20 protein-coding genes are annotated in these 18740 nt (G+C 47.8%); 6 read left to right on the forward strand and 14 right to left on the reverse strand.

Going from position 1 to position 18740, the window contains the following annotated elements:
- Positions 1-83 precede the first annotated feature (83 nt).
- Positions 84-563, forward strand: coding sequence for a DinB family protein (locus ACUUHJ_RS23355; protein WP_472300050.1), 480 nt, complete (start codon positions 84-86; stop codon positions 561-563).
- Positions 564-679: 116 nt separating this feature from the next.
- Here ACUUHJ_RS23355 and ACUUHJ_RS23360 read toward each other — a convergent pair.
- From ACUUHJ_RS23360 to ACUUHJ_RS23370, 3 genes are all read right to left on the reverse strand, one after another.
- Positions 680-2010 (reverse strand): IS1182 family transposase gene (locus tag ACUUHJ_RS23360; protein WP_472301122.1). Its coding sequence is split into 2 segments (ribosomal slippage): positions 680-1470 and positions 1470-2010, totalling 1332 coding nucleotides; the frame shifts between segments, so codons are not numbered across the junction.
- 168 nt (positions 2011-2178) lie between these two features.
- The gene (locus ACUUHJ_RS23365; protein WP_289674012.1) at positions 2179-2694 is read right to left on the reverse strand and encodes a DUF3841 domain-containing protein; all 516 of its coding nucleotides are present in this window, start codon (positions 2692-2694) and stop codon (positions 2179-2181) included.
- Positions 2695-2818: 124 nt separating this feature from the next.
- A complete protein-coding gene (locus ACUUHJ_RS23370; RefSeq protein WP_289674013.1) occupies positions 2819-3370 on the reverse strand; it encodes a nitroreductase family protein in 552 nt (183 codons plus the stop codon).
- Between the two features lie 156 nt (positions 3371-3526).
- Between ACUUHJ_RS23370 and ACUUHJ_RS23375 the strand changes: the two genes are divergently transcribed.
- Positions 3527-4243, forward strand: a complete 717-nt coding sequence (locus tag ACUUHJ_RS23375; RefSeq protein WP_289674014.1) for a GDSL-type esterase/lipase family protein — start codon at positions 3527-3529, stop codon at positions 4241-4243.
- A 44-nt stretch (positions 4244-4287) separates the two neighbouring features.
- Here the strand turns inward: ACUUHJ_RS23375 and ACUUHJ_RS23380 are convergent, their stop codons facing one another.
- On the reverse strand, positions 4288-5070 hold the full coding sequence (locus ACUUHJ_RS23380; RefSeq protein WP_289674015.1) for a SagB/ThcOx family dehydrogenase: 783 nt from the start codon (positions 5068-5070) through the stop codon (positions 4288-4290).
- 125 nt (positions 5071-5195) lie between these two features.
- Here ACUUHJ_RS23380 and ACUUHJ_RS23385 point away from each other — a divergent pair, with 125 nt between their 5' ends.
- Positions 5196-6077, forward strand: coding sequence for a LysR family transcriptional regulator (locus ACUUHJ_RS23385; protein WP_289674016.1), 882 nt, complete (start codon positions 5196-5198; stop codon positions 6075-6077).
- 21 nt (positions 6078-6098) lie between these two features.
- Here the strand turns inward: ACUUHJ_RS23385 and ACUUHJ_RS23390 are convergent, their stop codons facing one another.
- The 4 genes from ACUUHJ_RS23390 to ACUUHJ_RS23405 all read right to left on the reverse strand — a co-directional run bounded on the left by ACUUHJ_RS23390 (position 6099) and on the right by ACUUHJ_RS23405 (position 8957).
- Positions 6099-6878 carry a GNAT family N-acetyltransferase gene (locus ACUUHJ_RS23390; protein WP_289674017.1) on the reverse strand — a complete coding sequence of 260 codons (780 nt, stop codon included), beginning with the start codon at positions 6876-6878 and terminating at the stop codon, positions 6099-6101.
- A 68-nt stretch (positions 6879-6946) separates the two neighbouring features.
- Complete coding sequence (locus tag ACUUHJ_RS23395; RefSeq protein ID WP_289674018.1) at positions 6947-7336, reverse strand: hypothetical protein; 390 nt, start codon at positions 7334-7336, stop codon at positions 6947-6949.
- Between the two features lie 84 nt (positions 7337-7420).
- A complete protein-coding gene (locus ACUUHJ_RS23400) occupies positions 7421-8401 on the reverse strand; it encodes a BtrH N-terminal domain-containing protein (protein ID WP_234125214.1) in 981 nt (326 codons plus the stop codon).
- A complete protein-coding gene (locus ACUUHJ_RS23405; RefSeq protein WP_289674020.1) occupies positions 8385-8957 on the reverse strand; it encodes a PadR family transcriptional regulator in 573 nt (190 codons plus the stop codon). Before ACUUHJ_RS23405 ends, ACUUHJ_RS23400 begins: the two co-directional genes overlap by 17 nt.
- A gap of 250 nt (positions 8958-9207) precedes the next feature.
- Here ACUUHJ_RS23405 and ACUUHJ_RS23410 point away from each other — a divergent pair, with 250 nt between their 5' ends.
- Positions 9208-10476 carry an MFS transporter gene (locus ACUUHJ_RS23410; protein ID WP_472300051.1) on the forward strand — a complete coding sequence of 423 codons (1269 nt, stop codon included), beginning with the start codon at positions 9208-9210 and terminating at the stop codon, positions 10474-10476.
- Positions 10477-10592: 116 nt separating this feature from the next.
- On the opposite strand, the gene ACUUHJ_RS23415 is transcribed toward ACUUHJ_RS23410, so the two are convergent.
- Positions 10593-11027, reverse strand: coding sequence for a hypothetical protein (locus ACUUHJ_RS23415; RefSeq protein ID WP_472300052.1), 435 nt, complete (start codon positions 11025-11027; stop codon positions 10593-10595).
- A gap of 30 nt (positions 11028-11057) precedes the next feature.
- Positions 11058-12512 (reverse strand): aminotransferase-like domain-containing protein, encoded by a 1455-nt coding sequence (locus ACUUHJ_RS23420; protein WP_472300053.1) that lies wholly within the window; start codon positions 12510-12512, stop codon positions 11058-11060.
- A gap of 137 nt (positions 12513-12649) precedes the next feature.
- Here ACUUHJ_RS23420 and ACUUHJ_RS23425 point away from each other — a divergent pair, with 137 nt between their 5' ends.
- Both ACUUHJ_RS23425 and ACUUHJ_RS23430 read left to right on the forward strand, forming a co-directional pair.
- A complete protein-coding gene (locus ACUUHJ_RS23425) occupies positions 12650-13552 on the forward strand; it encodes a DMT family transporter (RefSeq protein ID WP_221868082.1) in 903 nt (300 codons plus the stop codon).
- Positions 13553-13619: 67 nt separating this feature from the next.
- Positions 13620-13946 carry a hypothetical protein gene (locus tag ACUUHJ_RS23430; protein WP_472300054.1) on the forward strand — a complete coding sequence of 109 codons (327 nt, stop codon included), beginning with the start codon at positions 13620-13622 and terminating at the stop codon, positions 13944-13946.
- Between the two features lie 70 nt (positions 13947-14016).
- Here the strand turns inward: ACUUHJ_RS23430 and ACUUHJ_RS23435 are convergent, their stop codons facing one another.
- The 4 genes from ACUUHJ_RS23435 to ACUUHJ_RS23450 form a co-directional block, all read right to left on the reverse strand.
- Positions 14017-15099 (reverse strand): glycoside hydrolase family 15 protein, encoded by a 1083-nt coding sequence (locus ACUUHJ_RS23435; RefSeq protein WP_289674026.1) that lies wholly within the window; start codon positions 15097-15099, stop codon positions 14017-14019.
- Positions 15100-15264: 165 nt separating this feature from the next.
- On the reverse strand, positions 15265-16089 hold the full coding sequence (locus ACUUHJ_RS23440; protein WP_289674027.1) for an inositol monophosphatase family protein: 825 nt from the start codon (positions 16087-16089) through the stop codon (positions 15265-15267).
- 285 nt (positions 16090-16374) lie between these two features.
- A complete protein-coding gene (locus ACUUHJ_RS23445) occupies positions 16375-16587 on the reverse strand; it encodes a YbdD/YjiX family protein (RefSeq protein ID WP_289674028.1) in 213 nt (70 codons plus the stop codon).
- On the reverse strand, positions 16584-18674 hold the full coding sequence (locus ACUUHJ_RS23450; RefSeq protein WP_016743076.1) for a carbon starvation CstA family protein: 2091 nt from the start codon (positions 18672-18674) through the stop codon (positions 16584-16586). The genes ACUUHJ_RS23445 and ACUUHJ_RS23450 overlap by 4 nt, the downstream gene beginning before the upstream one ends.
- Between the last annotated feature and the right edge of the window lie 66 nt (positions 18675-18740).

Here is an 18740-nt window from a genome sequence, read left to right on the forward strand (position 1 = left end):
TTGCGTTTTCCCCTACGACGTACACTTTAGATGACGGTAAGAGCGCTGTCAATCATAGGAAAATGATAGGGAGGTTTTGTCTTATGTCTCAAAGCATGATCACTTCTGCCACATCCGTTCGTCAAATTGGTCTGCAGCAGATTCCCATGATTCCTGAGGAGCTATTGGATGTTCAATCTCCCGCTTTTTCAAATACACTTCGCTGGAATATTGGGCATATCGTCTTTTGTTTTCAACATTTCCTGTCCATCGGCTTGCCTTACCAATCTGACCTGCCCGCTTCTTACGCTACTCTTTTTCAGACGGGAACGAAGCCTTCTGACTGGACGACTGCACCTCCCGCGAAAGATGAACTCATTCACTACTTGTCCGTACAGCTAGATCTGCTGGCCTCCGTCACCCCTGAGCAGCTTGAGGCAGCTTTGCCTGCCCCCATTACAATGGGTCCCTTCCAATTTACGACGGTAGGAGAAGTCTTTAACTTTGCCGTCATGCACGAGTCCATCCATCTAGGGATCATTTCAAGCATGGTAAAAGTCGTAGCGCAGGAAGCATCCAAATAATCATGAAAAAACGAGACCTTTCCATGGTCTCGTCAGCCTGAAGAGAAACCCCCTTTTGGGGGATTTCTTTTTAGTATTGTTCAGCACGAAGTGCTGAAAAAAAGGATAGCCTGCACCTAACTTGCTTTCGCTAGGTGTAGCGCTATCCTTTTAATGTTTTGTACTGTTGCTGTCATCAATACCTGCTCTTGGACATTTTCACGTCCGCGTAACCTACAATAGCGAAGCCCATGCAGTTCTTTAGCATCTGCAAAGCTTCGCTCTATGGTTTGGTATCTTAATCTATATAAATATTTCCCCGATTTACTTAAACGGTTCTGTCGAACCCATTCCTTACTCTCTTCCCAAACGTGCCTGCTTATCACCTTTTGGTGATTTTTAGATCGGGTACACTCAGAAAGCCTTGGACAAGTTTTACATATTTCTTTATTGGACTTATACATCCTGTATCCGTTTCGATCGGTAGTCGAATAAGTAAGCGTATGTTTTTGAGGACATGTGTACACATCGCACTCCAGATCATATTTAAAGCGCCATTTAGCAAAAAGACCTTTAACAGGTGTAAAGGCACGATGACCGATGACAGCAAATACATTTATATCGTGAAGTGCCTTGCAGATTGGAGTAGTTAAATAACCAGCATCTAATGCAATAGCTTCAATTGTATCCTGAAACCCAAACTTCTCGATTTGGAGATTCAGCCTATCTATGTAAGGAACGGAATCATGGACATTGCCAGCAGTGACATGGACATCGGTAATAATATTGTACTTATGATCGACAGTCCGGTGATCGAGATAGAAAAAGCCTTCGGGCTTGCTGTCTCGAACCATGTAGCCACTTTCCGGATCAGTGGTACTCATCTTGATTTCCTTTTCTTCCTTCACACCCTCTCTAGGCTTCAATCCTTTTTTCCATGTACCTCACGGTCTTCATTAATTGCTACCTCTAAATCTTTGAGATAGGCACGACTCGTTTTCTCGATGACATGCTTCTTAAATTTTCGTTTATTCGCATTTGCTTTAAGATGCGTAGAATCACTTATCAATACACGTCCAGCGACCATTCGATGCTGAATCGCCAAGCGAACAATTTCATCAAAAATCTCCTGAAAAACATTTGTATTTTTAAAACGGGTTCGACGATTCCAACTGATTGTTGTGTGATCTGGAACTCGATCTGTTAAAGAAAGGCCAAGAAACCAACGATAGGCGATATTAGTCTGGATTTCTTTTTCGAGTTGCCTCTCTGAGCGGATACCGTAAAGGTATCCAATGAAAATCATTTTAAATAAAACAATAGGATCAATCGACGGTCTACCGTTATCCTCGCAATAATATTGACGTACTTTTTCTCGGATGAAGGAGAAATCTATATGTTTCTGGATGACCCTTAATAAATGGTCCTCTGGGACCAATTCATCAAGACACACAAATTCGTAATGCATTTGTGGATTTTTATCATTGGAGGTAAGCACAATAATCACCTACTATAAAATGTAATTATAAGAATTATAACAAATTAACGCGGTGTCGCTTTAAAATTAAGTGAAATAAAAATGGCTGTCGACTTTCTCGACAGCCTGACGAGACCTTTCCATGGTCTCGTTTTCCCATTACCTCGCGATAAAGTACTCGACGCTTTTGACGTTAGCTAGATTTATTTTCCCCGTTGTCCCTTGTAACTCTCTATCCCCATCTATATCCCAACTGGAGTCTCGCTTTCTATCCCATGCAAAGATGCGTTCCCAGCTTTCCTCTTTTGAAATCGTCCCTTTCCCCTGATGGTATTCTTCATACTCTTGTTCACTGTTTGCCAGGTAATCATGATTTAATACCATGTGCCATTCATCGTAGTCAGACAGTAAAACCTCTTGTTCATCCAATTCAACTTTGATTCTGACGAACTTTACGCCACTTTCAAAATAGCCTGTATTCCTCAAATCAGGTTTGTTCACCCACAACCATACCGGATAATCGCCCTCATAGTTTGACAATCGCTTCTTCATCTGGTGGATCATCCATTCGTATTCTTCTGGGAACATCGCATAATTTCGTTCCCCCTGTATATATCCCCGATCTTGAGCCAGATCCCATGCTTCTTGGTTTTGTAACGTCCAAAAAACTCTCATACCATACACCCTGCTCCCATATTTCAACTCGAGCTCATTAAACAATGTTCAAGCACTAGTGTAACCGAAGTCGTGCAGCCTACACAAAAAAAACGAGACCTTCGAATGATCTCGTTTTTTCCATTTATTCGAACCGAGTGAACTTTTCTTCGGCAGGTGTGCGTGTGCGTGCTGCTGGTACATTTTCCTGATCGAAAAAACCGAGGTGCAGGAAGCCAACGATTTTCTCTCCTGGCGCAACACCCAAGATGGCGTGTGCCTTCGGGTCCCAGTTGTGCGCGTTTGTTTTCCAGACGACGCCTAGTCCACGCTCCCATGCGAGCAACTGGAAGTTTTGAATGAGAGCAGCCGTCGCACTGAAATCTTCTTCCCATTGTTTTTGGCGCGGATCTTCTTTCATGATAACAACCAAATAAGCTGCTGGCTGGTTGTACATGTCTCTGCGCGCCTGATGGGCTTCGGGCGGATAGCAGGTGATCAACTTCTCTACAAACGCTTCTTTTTTCTCTGAAGATACAAACATAAATCTCCATGGCTCACGAATACAGTGGTTCGGCGCGTATACGGCGTCATTCAACAGCTCCAGAACAAGCTCTTCGGACACAGTATCTGGTTTATAGTCTTTTTTTATAGAGCGGCGCTCTCGAATTACTTTGGCAATGGACACATCGGTCACCCTCTTCTCTTAGACTCCACACTTTGATAATGGTTATCACTCTTATTTAGAACATATGTTATCGTGTACACTCGGCAAAATCAAGTAAGAAGTAAACGAAACTGCACACCACGCCTACAGGGATATGGTAAACTTTTGGACGAGGAGGGATGTAGCTTGGACGAACAGCGCCCAGCTCTCATAAAGCCAGGATTTTTTAGTATCGATGCGCCAGCAGACAGGCGACGCAACGAATTTGACTTTCATAATGAAGCGCTTCTCTTCCACCAGCACCCAGTCGATTTTGTTTTTTTCGGCGATTCCATCACGCATTGGTGGGATCTCGCTACCTTTTTTGGCCGGTCGGGTCAGACAATCGTCAATCGTGGAATCGGCGGTGACACAACCGAGCAGGCCCGTAGGCGTTTTGCCGCGGATGTCCTTCAATTGAAGCCACGTTACGTGGTGATCATGATCGGGATTAACAATACATGGGCGTTGGATACATTCTTGCCTTCCGACCGACTGACACCCCAAGAGATTTGCCAGCAGGTGGCCAGTGATGTAGAAGCAATGGTGCATGCGGCTCTCGAGCAAGGCATTCAGCCCATTCTTTGTTCCCTCTTGCCTACATGCATGGACCGATACGCACGCAACTATGAGCGAAACGAGCTCGTGATTACTATCAATAAACGTTTTCAAGTGATTGCTGAACAAACAAACTGTCTCTATGTCGATTATCACTCCCGCATGATAGACACTGATGGCATCACACTGCGCAAGGAATTAGCTGACGACGGGCTTCATCCGCATGTCCTCGGCTACCAACTCATGGCGACCGTTCTTCGCGATACACTTTCTGCACATGACATCTCAATTGGCACACCATCATAAATGAAAAAAAGGATGCGGCTTTTTATGCCCATCCTTTTACCTGCTTATTCCGGTCGTCGGTCCGTCAGCCAATGCCCACCTGCGATTTTGCCCACTGATGCCATCAAAACAGACAGATGGGACGTGCCGTCAATGCCTAAATATTCATTCATGTCATGATCCATCCAGTGACCAATCGTCGTTACCCCAAGCCCCAATCCGTTTGCTACCAAATGCAGATTTTGCGACACGTGCCCGGAATCCCACCAAATATAGCGGTACGCACGTTCTTTGTATTTGTCTTTCGTGCGATCCACCATCGCTGTCCAAACGAAATTGACAGCAGCCCGTCTCGTCACTTCTTGTTCTTCCGTGAACAGATAGGCAATCTCGGATGTGTCTTCTTTCTTCAGTCCTTCCAAGCACCAATTCTGTACATCCAGGTGATACAGGCCCTTCTCGAGTCCCTCCACGTTGTTGATCATCAGGTACGTCTCAATCGGATACAGAGCCCCGGCAGACGGCGTCGTGCGTAATTGATAGTCTCCCATATCCTCTGTGATGCCCTGTGTCCCCCACAGCAAGAGATTCAATTCGTTAAGCGTCATAGGCTGCTTCAAGAAATTACGCTTGGATCTTCGATTGGCGAGGACCTCCCACAAATCGACGGATGCTGGAAACTGCGGCTTGCCCAATTCTATGCGGGCAAACACCTCTTCATAGCGCAAATACGTCGCTGGTCTTTTGGAAAAATCGTAACGAGAGGCCCAGCCTTTTTCCAGCTCGCCCACCCGGTAAGAGGTCGCCTCGATAAATTCATTTGCAATTCGCTGCCATTCGGGATGCATCTATGTTCCTCCTCGTATATGCTTGGTGGTGATGTCTTTTACTATACGAAGCTCTTTTCCATTAGTAAAACAATGATTTATAATATTTTTCATAAGATAAAACTAATGAAAAGGAACGAGGAGACATGACGCTTACCCAATTGCAAGTGTTTGTCGCCGCAGCAAAAGCTGGTAGCTTCACGCGGGCAGCAGAAGAAATCGGCTTTACACAATCCGCCGTCTCGCAGATGATTCAGTCCTTGGAAAAAGAGCTAGGCGTCAGCCTTTTTCAGCGCAGTCGCAGCGGGATCACTCCGACGAGCATCGGAGAACGAATGCTTTCGCACGCTCGCGACATTTTGAACATCACATCCTGCATGACGGAGGAAGCAAATGTGGCCCGAGGGATTTCGTCCGGTACCTTGCGTATTGCCTCGATCCCCAGCGTCGCCTCCCGCTTTTTGCCCGGACTTTTGGGCAGCTTTCGCAAGCGGTTTCCGGCCGTGGACATCCTGCTTTTGGAAGGCGACAGTGATGAAATTAGCAACTGGCTGCACAGCTCGGTTGTCGACATTGCATTTACCGTTATGCCTGATAAGGAAATGCAAACGTTGCCGCTCTTGCAAGACGAAATGATGGTCATTTTGCCAGATACCCATCCATTGAAGGACAGTCAGACCCTTCGTTTTTCCGAAATTGCGGAACGCTGTTTTATCATGCCAAAGGATGGCTGCATCCGAAAAATGCTGCAAGAGAATCACATCACCCCAACAGTTACGTTTGAAGTGCGTGAGGTGTATACGATTTTGACCATGGTGCAAGAGTATATCGGCGTCACTATCATGCCTGAGCTGTACATGCCACCTGTCATCCCCAAAGTCGTCGCGATCCCTCTGTCACCCCCGATTACAAGGGAAGTGGTGCTCGCGGTACGCAACTGGCAGTCGATCTCCCCACTCACGGCAGAGTTTGCCGTTCACAGCCAGCAATATGTAAAAGGCATGGACTTCACGCCAACGAGCAGGTAGCCACACGAACAAAGCCCTCGCCTATTGGGGTTGGCGGGGCTTTTGGTGTGCGAGAAGCTCTGTTAGCCACTTTTCAAATTTGTTGGCACTCATGATTTCATGGGTAATAAATTCCCCCTGATAAAACAGGCCAAAGGTCGTCCATACGACAGGCGCGTTCTGTGCTGCTTCCCTCGTTGTCAGCTTGTACGCATGAAAGGGGACACTTTTCGCTTCCGCTACTTTTCTCAGCTCTTCCAAAACACCAACTGCAAATGGACACTGTGCTGTGTAATAAATGGTGACGCCCTTCTCCTTTGAAGAAGTCGTTCCTGTGTTACGAAAGGACGGCATAGCAGCTTGTTCATTCCATTTCCATGCCACTAATTGAAAATACGGCTCTGCTTGGTCTGCCAGTTCAAACCCCATATGCTCAAAAAAACGCCTCTCACTCAAATACGGGTACTTGTTCTTCCCTACGATATGAACGATTCCGTCCATACCACGTTTGATGGCATCTTCCTTGCAATGATGCAACAATTGTTTCGCATGCCCGTTCTCTTTATATCTGCCAGAGACCCACAAACAGTTAATATACATATAATTGGGCGCTTCAATTGGAACCCATGCCATTTCCGCAGGCAAGTACTCAATAAACACTTTTGCTCGCTCATCCAAGCGATAAAAAACCAAACCTTCATCCATTCGCTCTGTCAGCCACTTCTTCTTCTCAGCTACTGAATGTTCGTATTGTTTTGCACCTAATGCACAGCATATGTGCTCCGTTTCTATATTTTTTTTCGTAATTTCTATATACCCCATTGTTTACCGCCTCCCCCTTTCCTCTGCTTTTATCTACGATCGCGGACGATTTGACCAGTCTTTCGATCCTAGATGAAAAGCTCTATTTCACCTGCTTGATCTTGCTCTAGATGAACGAGTGGAACAGGAGAGTAAATAAACGTATCCCCGTCGTCTTCAAGCTTGTACATGATACAAAACAAAGCTGATCCTCGATGATCGCCACTCGGTATGGAGAAAATCATGGCTGGACAACGCAGCTCAGCAGAATGAACGCTTGCACACAGATCTTTATAAGTCACAACAGCAAGGTTATCGATATCAACGAGATGCTGTTGACAATCCCCGATAACTTGCATGTAATACTCTATATTTTGATGATACTTATTCGCAAAGCTCTGCTTATACTCCTCAATGCTAAGAAAGCAACACTCCCAATCCAAAGGTGGGATACTTAACACATAGCGATAGTACTTCAACTTTCTGATTCCTCCTCTTTTGAAATCAAGCTATTATACTTTAAGCATAAAGGAATGATTCCGTTCCATGTAAGTGTAAAGCTATCACAACAATAGCTCCATGGCTGCGCGTTCTTTATCCGCAATCTCAAGCAACAGCTTAGACGCATGCACGAGCTCTTGGTGCTCACCTGTTCTTCCTGCATGGTCGATTGATGCAGAGACGCTAACCCACATTGGAGCGATCTCTGTAAACATACAGTGGGCTTGTTCGATCCTCGGGTCCTCCAGCCGATCAGCACATTCTCTCAAATAATCCCTATACAGATTCCGAAATAAAGCGCCACCGGTTCCCGCCCGCTCCATTAGCATCGCGGTAAGACATAAATCATGTTCGACATTGTTGCTGCGAGAAGGCCACTTCAAGATTTCATTGCTCATTTTAACAATGCCTCTATTGCCAATATTCTGAATGGGCGGGTTCAGATAGTCTTGCGCATTCATGGTCAAGGATTCGCGTATAGCAGAAACAAGCGGAAGCAATGCGTCGTTTGGCTCGATCGTAAAGGAACGATTCCGGGAGCTCATGGGTCCCTTTGCATTTCTGGCAGCGGCCAAGCTTGTCAAACTCGTCTTCACAAGTCCACCCTGTTGTCTGGTGTCCGCCAAGTAGGCGTATTCGTCATCTATACCGTAAAGTACCGCATAGTGACCGGCGAAGTGCACTTTGTTCGTAAAATAATCCAAGTAATAAGAATCTAATTTAAGCCCAACCGGAATGCCGTGTTCGATGCTGCTTCGGACGTTCTGCCACGCCTTATTGACGGACGAGGTTTCTTGATATCTGACGTTCAAGCCGAGTCGTTCGGCGAGATAAGCGGTCAGTTTATCCGGTTTTATCCTTCCTCCGATGAAAGGAAAGTCCATTCCCTTCGAATCCCAGTATATGAATCCAAGCCCTTGCCCGAGTCCGAACAACATCGGCTCAGACAGGTGGACTCCCGCATATTGCAATAAATTGCCCATGGCGGTTGTTTCGCAATGTTCCCCTTGATAAGGAATGAAACCTTCAATAAATTTGACCATGTTTACTTGCCTCCTCCAATAATTCATGGATGAAACGACTAACGAACGCTTGCTCGCTCTCGATTAAGCTTAATGGATGCAAAAACAACGCCCTTACGTTCAGCGGCAAGCTAGCTCCCCCTTGTGATTCGTACTTCTGTCTTATTTTTATCGAGGATTGTCCAAGAAAATCCAGTCGTTTCCGTAAAGCAATGACTGCCTCTTCCTTCCCGATATGAGGCAAAGCGGCCAAACCGAGATCGAAGCGGTTGTCACGTTCCCGTGTAGACGACAGACTATCAAGAATTTCATTTCTCAGCTTACGTATACCCACTTCGGTGAGGGCAAACCGGGTCGGCGCTGGCCCCTTGCCGGATTTCTCCTCGGATGTCTCAGGTGAGATCCATCCTTTATCGCTAAGTTTCTTCAATCCTGTATATATCGAAGTTGTACCGATATTTGCCCATTCTTTATAGCCTCGCTGTTCGACTAACTTCATAATATCGTATCCGGAAGCTTGACGATGTTCCGCGATTAATTGCAGGAGCATGAATTCAACATTCGATAATGTATGCATAGAGGGACTCCTTATCTTTAATATTTCATATATGGAATATAACGTAGGTGTAATAAAAATTCAATAACCGAATCTTCTGCGGCACTTGAGCTCGCGGCATCAATCGATCATGCCAATCTTTTTTGGACGTCGTGCTTTGACTATGATAATGAAAGCGCAAGATCTTGAAACATAATTTCCCCTATACTAAAAATACGAAAAATGGCAATTAGTTGTGACGAAAAATGGGGGAACGAACATGAGTAACAAGGTGGAAGGATTGTTAACGAACACAGATTTTCGCAGGCTCTGGATTGGGCAAACGACATCACAGTTTGGGACTCAGGTTGCATTATTAGGAATGCCATTAGTGGCAGCTCTCTATTTAGGAGCCAGTCCCATGCAAATGGGGTTGCTTGGTTTTGCCGAGTATGCGCCATTTATCCTTTTCGGTTTGCTCGCTGGTGTATGGATAGATAGATTTCCCCGGAGACCCATTCTTGTCGCCGCTAACTTTTTCAGGGGTGCATTACTGCTCATAGTGCCGCTGACAGCCTTAACCGGATTCCTGAATATGACAGTGCTATATTTGATAGCCTTTATAGTGGGGATCTGTACTGTCTTTTTCGATGTTGCCTATACATCCTTTTTGCCTTCCATTGTGAGCAAGGAGCAGCTTGTTGATGGGAATAGCAAACTAGAGACAAGTAAATCTACCGCGCAAATTGCTGGGCCGGGTTTATCAGGTGGACTGGAACAGTTAATCACCGCTCCTTTTGCAATATTATTTACTTCGGTATCCTTTTTTGTATCCGCTGTGTACATTGCCCGGATTCGCAAGTTCGAGACAGTCGTGACAGATGCGAAAAAACAAAAAAATATGTGGCTGGAAATCAAAGAAGGGCTGCATACGGTTTACACAAAACCGTTGCTGTGGGGAGTGGTTCGCTGCTCAACAATCTTTAACCTTTCCTGGAATGTTATTTTTAGTGTTTATGTTCTATATGCATCGCAAGAACTCAAAATCAGTGCGAGCATTGTTGGCATCATTTATGGAACGCTAGGAGTAGGGTACCTCTTTGGCTCTCTGCTTGCCCAAAGGGCTGTACGTCGTTTTGGAGTAGGTCCAACTATTGTGGGTTCCGCTACGATCGCAGCAAGTGGCGGCTTGCTTGCTCCATTAGCAGTAGGATCAGAATTAAGCATGGCGTTGATTATGATAACGGGACAGCTTCTTTTCGGAATGGGTGTCTCCATGTTTAGCATTAGTACCGTCAGTTTACGTCAAGTAATTGTACCCGATGCCCTGCAAGGTCGCGTGAATGCTACCTTTCGCTTTATCTCGTGGGGGTCTTTACCGCTTGGTTCGTTAATTGGAGGGATGATAGGAGGGGCAATGGGTTTACGGTTCGCTTTATTTGCGGGTGGCATTGGATTGTTAGCTTCGGCTTGTACATTATTGTTCACCCCATTTTTACAACTACGTATGAAATCATTTCATGAAGTAACATTGGAAAAAGATGTGTCTATAAAGAGCTAAGGAGTGCCTTAAGAAGTATGAAACTAACAGGTATTCAGGAATGTATTTTTGCTCCTGAATACCTTTTTTAAATTATCCCGGTTGATCGCTACCAACCAGAAAGATCCTCTTCCGGGCTAGTACTGAACGCCGAGCTCTGCCGCCAACACGAGAAACATCGCGTGCGACCATAAGAGCGGTACAGCGGGGTGCCCTGTTCTCTCCACCCACATCTCATAATGAGCCGGGGAAAGCAAATGCTCCTGTACTTGTTCAGGCAGTCCGTTCGCTTGCCGCTGGGACACAATCCACGCCGCTATCTTTTCGGCTTCTTCACGCCTGCCCGTTTTCACGTAATACCAGCCCAACCACGCAGATAACAACAGCCACTGCCCCCCGACGGATTTTATCAATCGCCCGTTGACTGTGCCATGCTCGCGTATGAATTGGCGAATGGTCTCTCCTTGCTGAGTCGCCTCCCGCTTTTTGCCCGGACTTTTGGGCAGCTTTCGCAAGCGGTTTCCGGCCGTGGACATCCTGCTTTTGGAAGGCGACAGTGATGAAATTAGCAACTGGCTGCCGCCTCCACCTTTCCTCTGCTTTTATCTATGATCGCGGACGATTTGACCAAGCCTCTCAATGCCAGATTCAAAATCGGCGATCGAATCGTACCCATACGAGAGCCGCACATACCCTTCTTTCGTCTCCCCGTAAATGTTGCCCGGATTCAGCAGAATGCCCTGGCGTTTGGCTGCTGTAAAGAGCTCCATCGTCGAGAGCTTTCCATTCATTTTCAGCCAGATGAAAAATCCTCCGTCAGGTACTTCCCACGTCGCGAGCTCACTCATGTGCTTCGTAAGTGCCCGGATGGCAGAAGCTCGTCTTGTAATGAGCTGCTCTCTGACCTTGTGCACATGCCTCTCATACAAGCCACTTGCCAGCCACTCCTCCGCCACACGTTGTGATAGTGAGCTGACTCCGTAATCCATCTGCATCTTGATACCGGCCAGGCGTTCGATAACTGGCTCTGGCCCCACTACCCATCCAATCCGCAAGCCGGGGGTCAATGTCTTTGACAGGCTCCCGATGTACAGGACATGTCCGTGTTTATCTCTAGCCTTGAGCGGCAGCGGTGGAGGCTCTTTCGTCCACAGCTCGCGGTAAATGTCATCCTCGATAATCGGCAGACGCTCTTCTTCACATACCCGCAGCAGCTCCAGCCGGCGTTTTTCTGTCATCAGGATGCCTGTTGGATTATGAAAGCAAGGATTGGTGTACAGAATCGCCCCATGCTCCTCTTTTCGCCTCGCATAGATCGCCTGCGCAATCATCCCCTGACGATCCATCGGCAATCCGGCAAGCTCCATCCCCGCCGACTGGAACACATGCAAGGAATTGAGATACGAAGGCTGTTCCAAAAACACAGTTGAACCTCGATGCAATAACCCAACCGAAATGAGCTGGAGCGCCTGCAATGCACCAGACACGATTAAGACAGAAGACGGCGAAGCTGTAATTCCTTGTCGTCCGACATAATTACTGACCGCTTGGCGCAGGGGAAAGTACCCTCTCGGCTCTTCATATCCAAATCCGCTAAGGTTCCTCGTTACCCGCTCCATGACTTGCTTCATCGTATCGACTGGAAACATGTCTGGGGAGAGCTCTCCTTTGCTCAGCTGAATCAGGTCTGCCTGGAATTCACGCTTATTGATTTCTTGCACCGACGTCATGCTTGGCTTGTGCAATCCAGATCTGACGTACTCACTCCAATCCGGCGGTGGTGTCGTAGCCAACAGCGTCCAGGTATTATTGACAACGACAGTGCCCATTCCCAGCTTGCCCTCGATCAACCCGTCTGCAGTCAACTCCTCCAATGCCGCAATGACCGTGCTCCGATTGACTTCGAACGCTTGTGCCAAGTCGCGTTGGCTGGGGATTTTGCTGCCAATCGGCCATTCTCCTGTAGATATTTTTCCTTTGATAAAATCAATAATTTTCCGATATTTCGGCAACCGTTTCTCTCTGTGCAACCTGATCGATCCCTTCCTCTTCCTCATCTTCATAGGTAAAAGTGGTTGGTTTTTTTGATAGCTGAGTGGTTGCAGATATTTTACCACTTCTTGTTTACCATGGAAAAGAAAGAAGAAGCAGAGAATAGCAGGTTGGTTTTTTCATTCGAAGGAGGGAAGTTATCTTGTTTCATCCTGTCAGAAGTCGTATTTTCGCTGCACATGCCATCAGCATTTTGTTATGGGCCTCGGCCTTTGCCGGTATTCGCGTTGGGCTGCAAGCATACTCGCCGGAGCATCTCTCGCTGCTTCGCTTTCTGATTGGTTCTCTTTTTCTCGGGATACTCGCACTGTTTTTCCGCATCCGTCTGCCGGAGTTAAAGGATGTCCCAGCTATCCTTCTGCTGGGGGGCTTGGGTTTCGCCGTTTACCATACAGCGCTCAACTACGGGGAGATGAGCGTAAGTGCAGGTGTAGCCAGCCTTTTGGTCACGACGACGCCGATCTTTTCCGCTCTCCTCGCTCTCCTATTCTTCCGGGAGCATTTCGGTGTGAGAGGCTGGTTCGGTGCACTGATCAGTTTTCTAGGAGTCGCCATCTGTACGATTGGCACAGGAGAGACCCTCCAAATAACAGACGGAATATTCTTGATTTTATTGGCAGCCAGTAGCGAAAGCATTTACTTTGCGTTTCAGAAGCCATTCGTAGAAAAATACGGCGTTCTGGCGTTTACCGCCTACACCTTATGGGCAGGTACCTTCTGCATGCTCTTCTTTCTGCCCGGACTTGGCACAGCGATAGCCCAAGCGCCGTGGGATGTGACACTCAGTGTTGTGTATTTGGGCATTTTCCCTAGCGTTGTTGCTTATTTGTCCCTCGCCTATGTGACTTCTGTCGTTGGCACCTCGGAGGCTACTACCTCCCTTTACATGACGCCAGTGCTCGCTTTTCTGATTGCTTGGGTGTGGCTGGGTGAAGGTCCTACGCTTGTGACGATGGCTGGTGGCGTTGTGACGCTTGTCGGTGTCCTGCTCGCAACGATGAAGCCTCGGTTATCCAGAAGCACATTCAAACACCAACCCTTTTAGAAACGCCAGTATTTCCATGCTTGTCGCTATAGGCGTATCGATCGGAATCAAATGCTTGGAGCTTGGAATGACTACCGTTTTTCTTTGCGGATGCCTCGTAACCATTTGGATCAGAGAGAGCTTCACATCGAGCTTTGACTCAGTCTCCGCCGGGAGAAACAGAACCGGGCATCTCATTTGTGCGCAGGCATCCTCAAAGTGCAAATCACAGACTGTCTCTATGCTCAGCGAGGCAGGTGCTCCCTTGCAAGCGCCCCTTGCCCTCACGACAGAGGAAGCGGTTGCTCTGATTTTGTCCTATGAAGCTCTCCTCTCCTTCACGGACAAGCCATTTGCAAAAGAAACCCTGTCTGTGATAGCCAAGCTGCTTGCGAGTATTCCAACAGAGTCCTGAGCTGAGCATAGCCACAAATGGTGTCAATAGATGTCAGCAATAAGAAAAACCAGGAAGACCCCCTTCCTGGCTAGTACGGAATGCCGAGCTCTGCCGCCAGCACGAGAAACATCGCGTGCGACCAAAGGAGCGGCACAGCGGGTTGGCCTGCTCTCTCCACCCACATCTCATAATGAGCCGGGGAAAGCAAATGCTCCTGTACTTGTTCAGGCAGTCCGTTCGCTTGCCGCTGGGACACAATCCACGCCGCTATCTTTTCGGCTTCTTCACGCCTGCCCGTTTTCACGTAATACCAGCCCAACCACGCAGATAACAACAGCCACTGCCCCCCGCCGTAATACGTATCGGCCGGGTAGCGATGCACGCCGTGTCCTGCGCACAGTTCCTCTTCTATGACCTGCACGGTTCGGAGCATAAGCGGATCATTTACATCGACGATCCCATACGGCAGTGCCAGCCAGAGTAGACTTGCATCCACAGAATGATCCCCGACGGATTTTATCAATCGCCCGTTGGCTGTGCCATGCTCGCGTATGAATTGGCGAATGGTCTCTCCTTGCTGAGCGAGTTCGAAAGCTCGTTCGGGCAAATAAGGCTCCATCGCCTTGATCCCGGCATAAATGGCTCCCAACGTCACTGGATGGATTCGGTCTCCTCCCTCTTCCCAGCAATCAAAGTTCGGGAGCTGCCAGCACGCCACGACATAGTCAATCGTCAGTTCAATCGATGGCTTGACCTCGTGAATCAAGTCATGCTCTTCGCTCATCCGCACATGCTCAGCCAGCCCCCACAGCCATGTCCCGTAACCATCGAGCTGAAAGCTGCCCCATTCACCTGCCACTTCTACTCCATCTGCTGTATAGCGCGTATGCAAAAAGCGGTCTCTTCCCGCATCATTTTTGTCTAATCCATTTTTTACTGCCGAAATGGCTGCTCTTGCCTTTGTCTCATGCTTTCGGATCACATCATTACACCATTGGTAAAACTTGCGGGCACTCTCATGCTTGCCAGTACGGTTCATCGCGTAGGCTGTAAATGTTCCATCGCGGAGCCACGCATACTGATAGTGGACAAATGCGGGTGAAGCGAGATACGCCCCGGTACTCGCTTGATGCTGTAGGATCAACTTTACACTTTCCTCGATCAGGGTCATAGTTATCCCCCTTATTCGGACAAGCCGACTTCGTACCAAATACAGTCGTTGCTCGTCTTTGGGCTATGCTTTTATAGCATATGCACCCGACATCCAAACGAAAACCCAAGATACATAACAAAAGAAAACCCACTGGATGCGCATGTCCGGTGGGTTCTTGTACACTTAATTTTGTGAAGGTACATCGGTATGTTCCAATTTCAGGAACTGCTGCAGCTCCTCATAAAAAGTCGGGTTGCAAGCCATCACGCTGCTTTTTTGGTCGTACGGCAGTGGTGTCCCCGTCATGGTCGTCACCCGGCCGCCCGCTTCTTCTACAATAATGCGAGCTGCCCCGAAATCCCACGCATTGAGCTGCATACTGACGTAGCCATCCAGTCTTCCCGCAGCCACATACGCCATTTCCAGAGCGGCGCTTCCCAAAAGACGCATTCCGCGAACCTTCCCGGCAAGCTTTTTCACGATCAAATCGATGCCGATCTGCTCAGCACGCTTGTTCCAAAATACGCTCGTGCATAACAAAGCTTGCTCCAGGCTCACTTCTCGATTCACTTGCAAGGGACGATCATTGAGAAAAGCCCCTTCCCCTTTTACCGCATAAAACAACTCGTCTCTGGAAGGATCGTAAACCACTCCGACCATTCCCTCTCCCTTATGATACACAGCAATGGAAACGGAAAAATTGATTTGCTGATGCACAAAATTGGTCGTACCATCAATCGGATCGATGACCCAAAGCGTGTCATACTGCTTGTAATCCTCCACATGTGCACTCTCTTCTCCAAGAATGCCGTGATCAGGGAAACGTGCAAGAATCATCTGAATGACGTGATTCTCCACTTCTTTATCTACGGCTGTAACAAGATCGGAGGCAGATGTTTTATACTCGACGGTAAAAGGCTCCTTCATTCGCTTCAAACTCAGCTCACCCGCTGAACGGGCGCATTGCAAAGCGAGCTCCTTGAGAGCCGCCAGTGTTGATGCTTGCACACGTATCGCCACCTAAAACTTGACTTATTTTTTCGCAAAGCACGCCCTTTTCTTCCAGAAAGAGAGGCTTCGATGTTTTAATTGAATATGATGAGACAGCTCGTGTTAAAAAACGGCCATGCTATATGATTTAGTGTACCATACTTTACCTGCTGTTACACCACACGTTAGCCATGGGGAGTGTGCCTGAAATGTCGTTGTTTCACCCAGCACCCGGATTATTGAAAAAGGGTGTCTCCCTCGTCATTTTCTGACCGGGGAGACACCCTTTTTTACATGACCACTTTAGCAGCAGCGCGTTACGCCGCCTTTTTCAAATCGTTCGGTCAATGCGTACATGTAATACTCACGCTCTGTCATCGGAAAGATTCCTGGTGCCCCATGCGTCTCGTACCAATGGGCGAGATAGCGTTCATAGTCAGGCATTCCGAAAATGGTTTTAATAACAGAGCTCACTTTGCGCATTGCCTTTCGCATGGCTCTTAGCTTGCGCCTCATGCTACGTGATGTCCTTTCCCGTCAAATACATTTCCTTTGGACTTGATGTACGGAGACTCCTGCAACGGATAGTGCTTGCCGCGGAGAATATTGATCCATACCCGCGCACCATCGAGAATAATCCCAATCGTAATGACCATGAAGATCGCACATACCACAGCATCGATCTGGTCGTTGAAGATCATTTTTTGTGCAGCTTCTATCGTTTTTACTCCTTTTGGCAGCGTCCCCGCATCCAGTGCCTTTTGGAATGCTTCTGCATGCGAGAGGAAACCGATTTTTGGATCAGGATGGAACAGCTTTTGCCAGCCTGCTGTCAGCGTAGCCGTCGTCAGCCAAGCCATCGGTACGAGTGTGATCCACGCGTAAGCGGCTTTGCCCATTTTGAAAATAATCGTCGTTCCCACCGTAAACGCAATCGCGGCGAGCATTTGGTTTGCGATACCAAAGAGCGGCCACAGGGTGTAAATGCCTCCCAACGGGTCCATGACACCTTGGAGCAAGAAGTATCCCCATCCGATGGTAATGATCCCAGAACCAATCAGATTACCTGGCAGCCAGTTGACTTCCTTCATTTTCGGAATGACGTTGCCGAGCATGTCTTGTACCATAAATCGTCCGACACGCGTTCCCGCATCGATCGTCGTCAAAATAAAGACAGCCTCAAACAAGATCGCAAAGTGATACCAGAATGCCATTAATGCCTTGCCACCCAATACTCCCGAGAAAATCGTCGCCATCCCGATTGCCAGTGACGGTGCTCCGCCTGTCCGGGATAGGATCGTCTTTTCTTGAATGTCGTTGGCGAGCGTTGTTAAATGGTCAGGCGTTACGGTATAGCCCCAGCCCGTTATCGTCGTCGCAACCTGGACTACATCCACGCCAATTGCTGCGGCAGGTGAGTTGATCGCAAAATAGACACCGGGAGTCAACACGCACGCTGCAATCATTGCCATAACCGCGACCCCAGACTCCATCAGCATCCCGCCATAGCCGATCAATGGCGCATGCGATTCCTTCGCGATCATCTTCGGCGTCGTTCCGGATGATACGAGTGAATGGAATCCTGATACGGCTCCGCACGCGATGGTAATAAACAAGAAGGGAAACAGGTTTCCTGCAAAAACAGGGCCCGTTCCATCAATGAACTTAGTCAGTGCTGGCATTTGCAATGGCGGCAGTGTCAGCACAATTCCCACCGCCAATACCGCAATCGTCCCTACTTTCAAGAATGAGCTGAGATAATCACGCGGTGCCAACAGCAGCCACACAGGCAAAACAGAGGCAATAAACCCGTACACAATGATCATCCAGGCAAGCTGTACTTTGGAAAACGTGAAAGCTGGTCCCCATGTTGGCGATGCAGCAACGATTTGACCGAGCCAGAGGGAAAAGAACAAGAGAGCAAGCCCGATAATCGAGCCTTCCAATACTTGCCCAGGTCGTATATACCGCATATACAATCCCATCATTATCGCGATAGGCAGCGTCATGAATATCGTGAAGGTAGCCCAAGGTGATTCAGCAAGAGCATTAACCACAACCATCGCTAAAACAGCAATCAGGATAATCATAATGGCAATAATACCAATCAAAGCAAGTGCTCCGCCAACAGGACCGATCTCTTCCTTGGCAATCTGACCGAGAGACTTTCCATTACGGCGCATCGATCCGAACAGAATAATAAAGTCTTGTACCGCTCCACCGATCACGACCCCGACGATAATCCAGATCGTTCCCGGCAAATATCCCATTTGCGCAGCCAACGTAGGACCTACGAGCGGGCCTGCTCCTGCAATCGCAGCAAAATGGTGCCCAAACAACACCCATTTGTTCGTGGGTACGAAGTCTTTGCCGTCGTTGTTCACTTCTGCTGGAGTAGCGCGATTGTCATCGAGCGCCATTAGTTTTTTGGCTATGAATTTGCTGTAAAAACGATATGCTACAGCATAAGTGCAAAATGCGGCTGTCAGTAACCAGAACGAGTTGACTGATTCCCCTTGCCAGAGGGCTATCATCCCGAATCCGACAGCACCCAATGCGGCTATCCCGCCCCAAATCAAGAGGGAAAGAAACCATTTCTTCATCCGAGTCGCCTCCTTCTATTTATGAAATATTCAGGCAATGGACCTTAGAAAAACGTATCACATCGG

It is taken from the genome of Brevibacillus schisleri, from assembly GCF_055685845.1.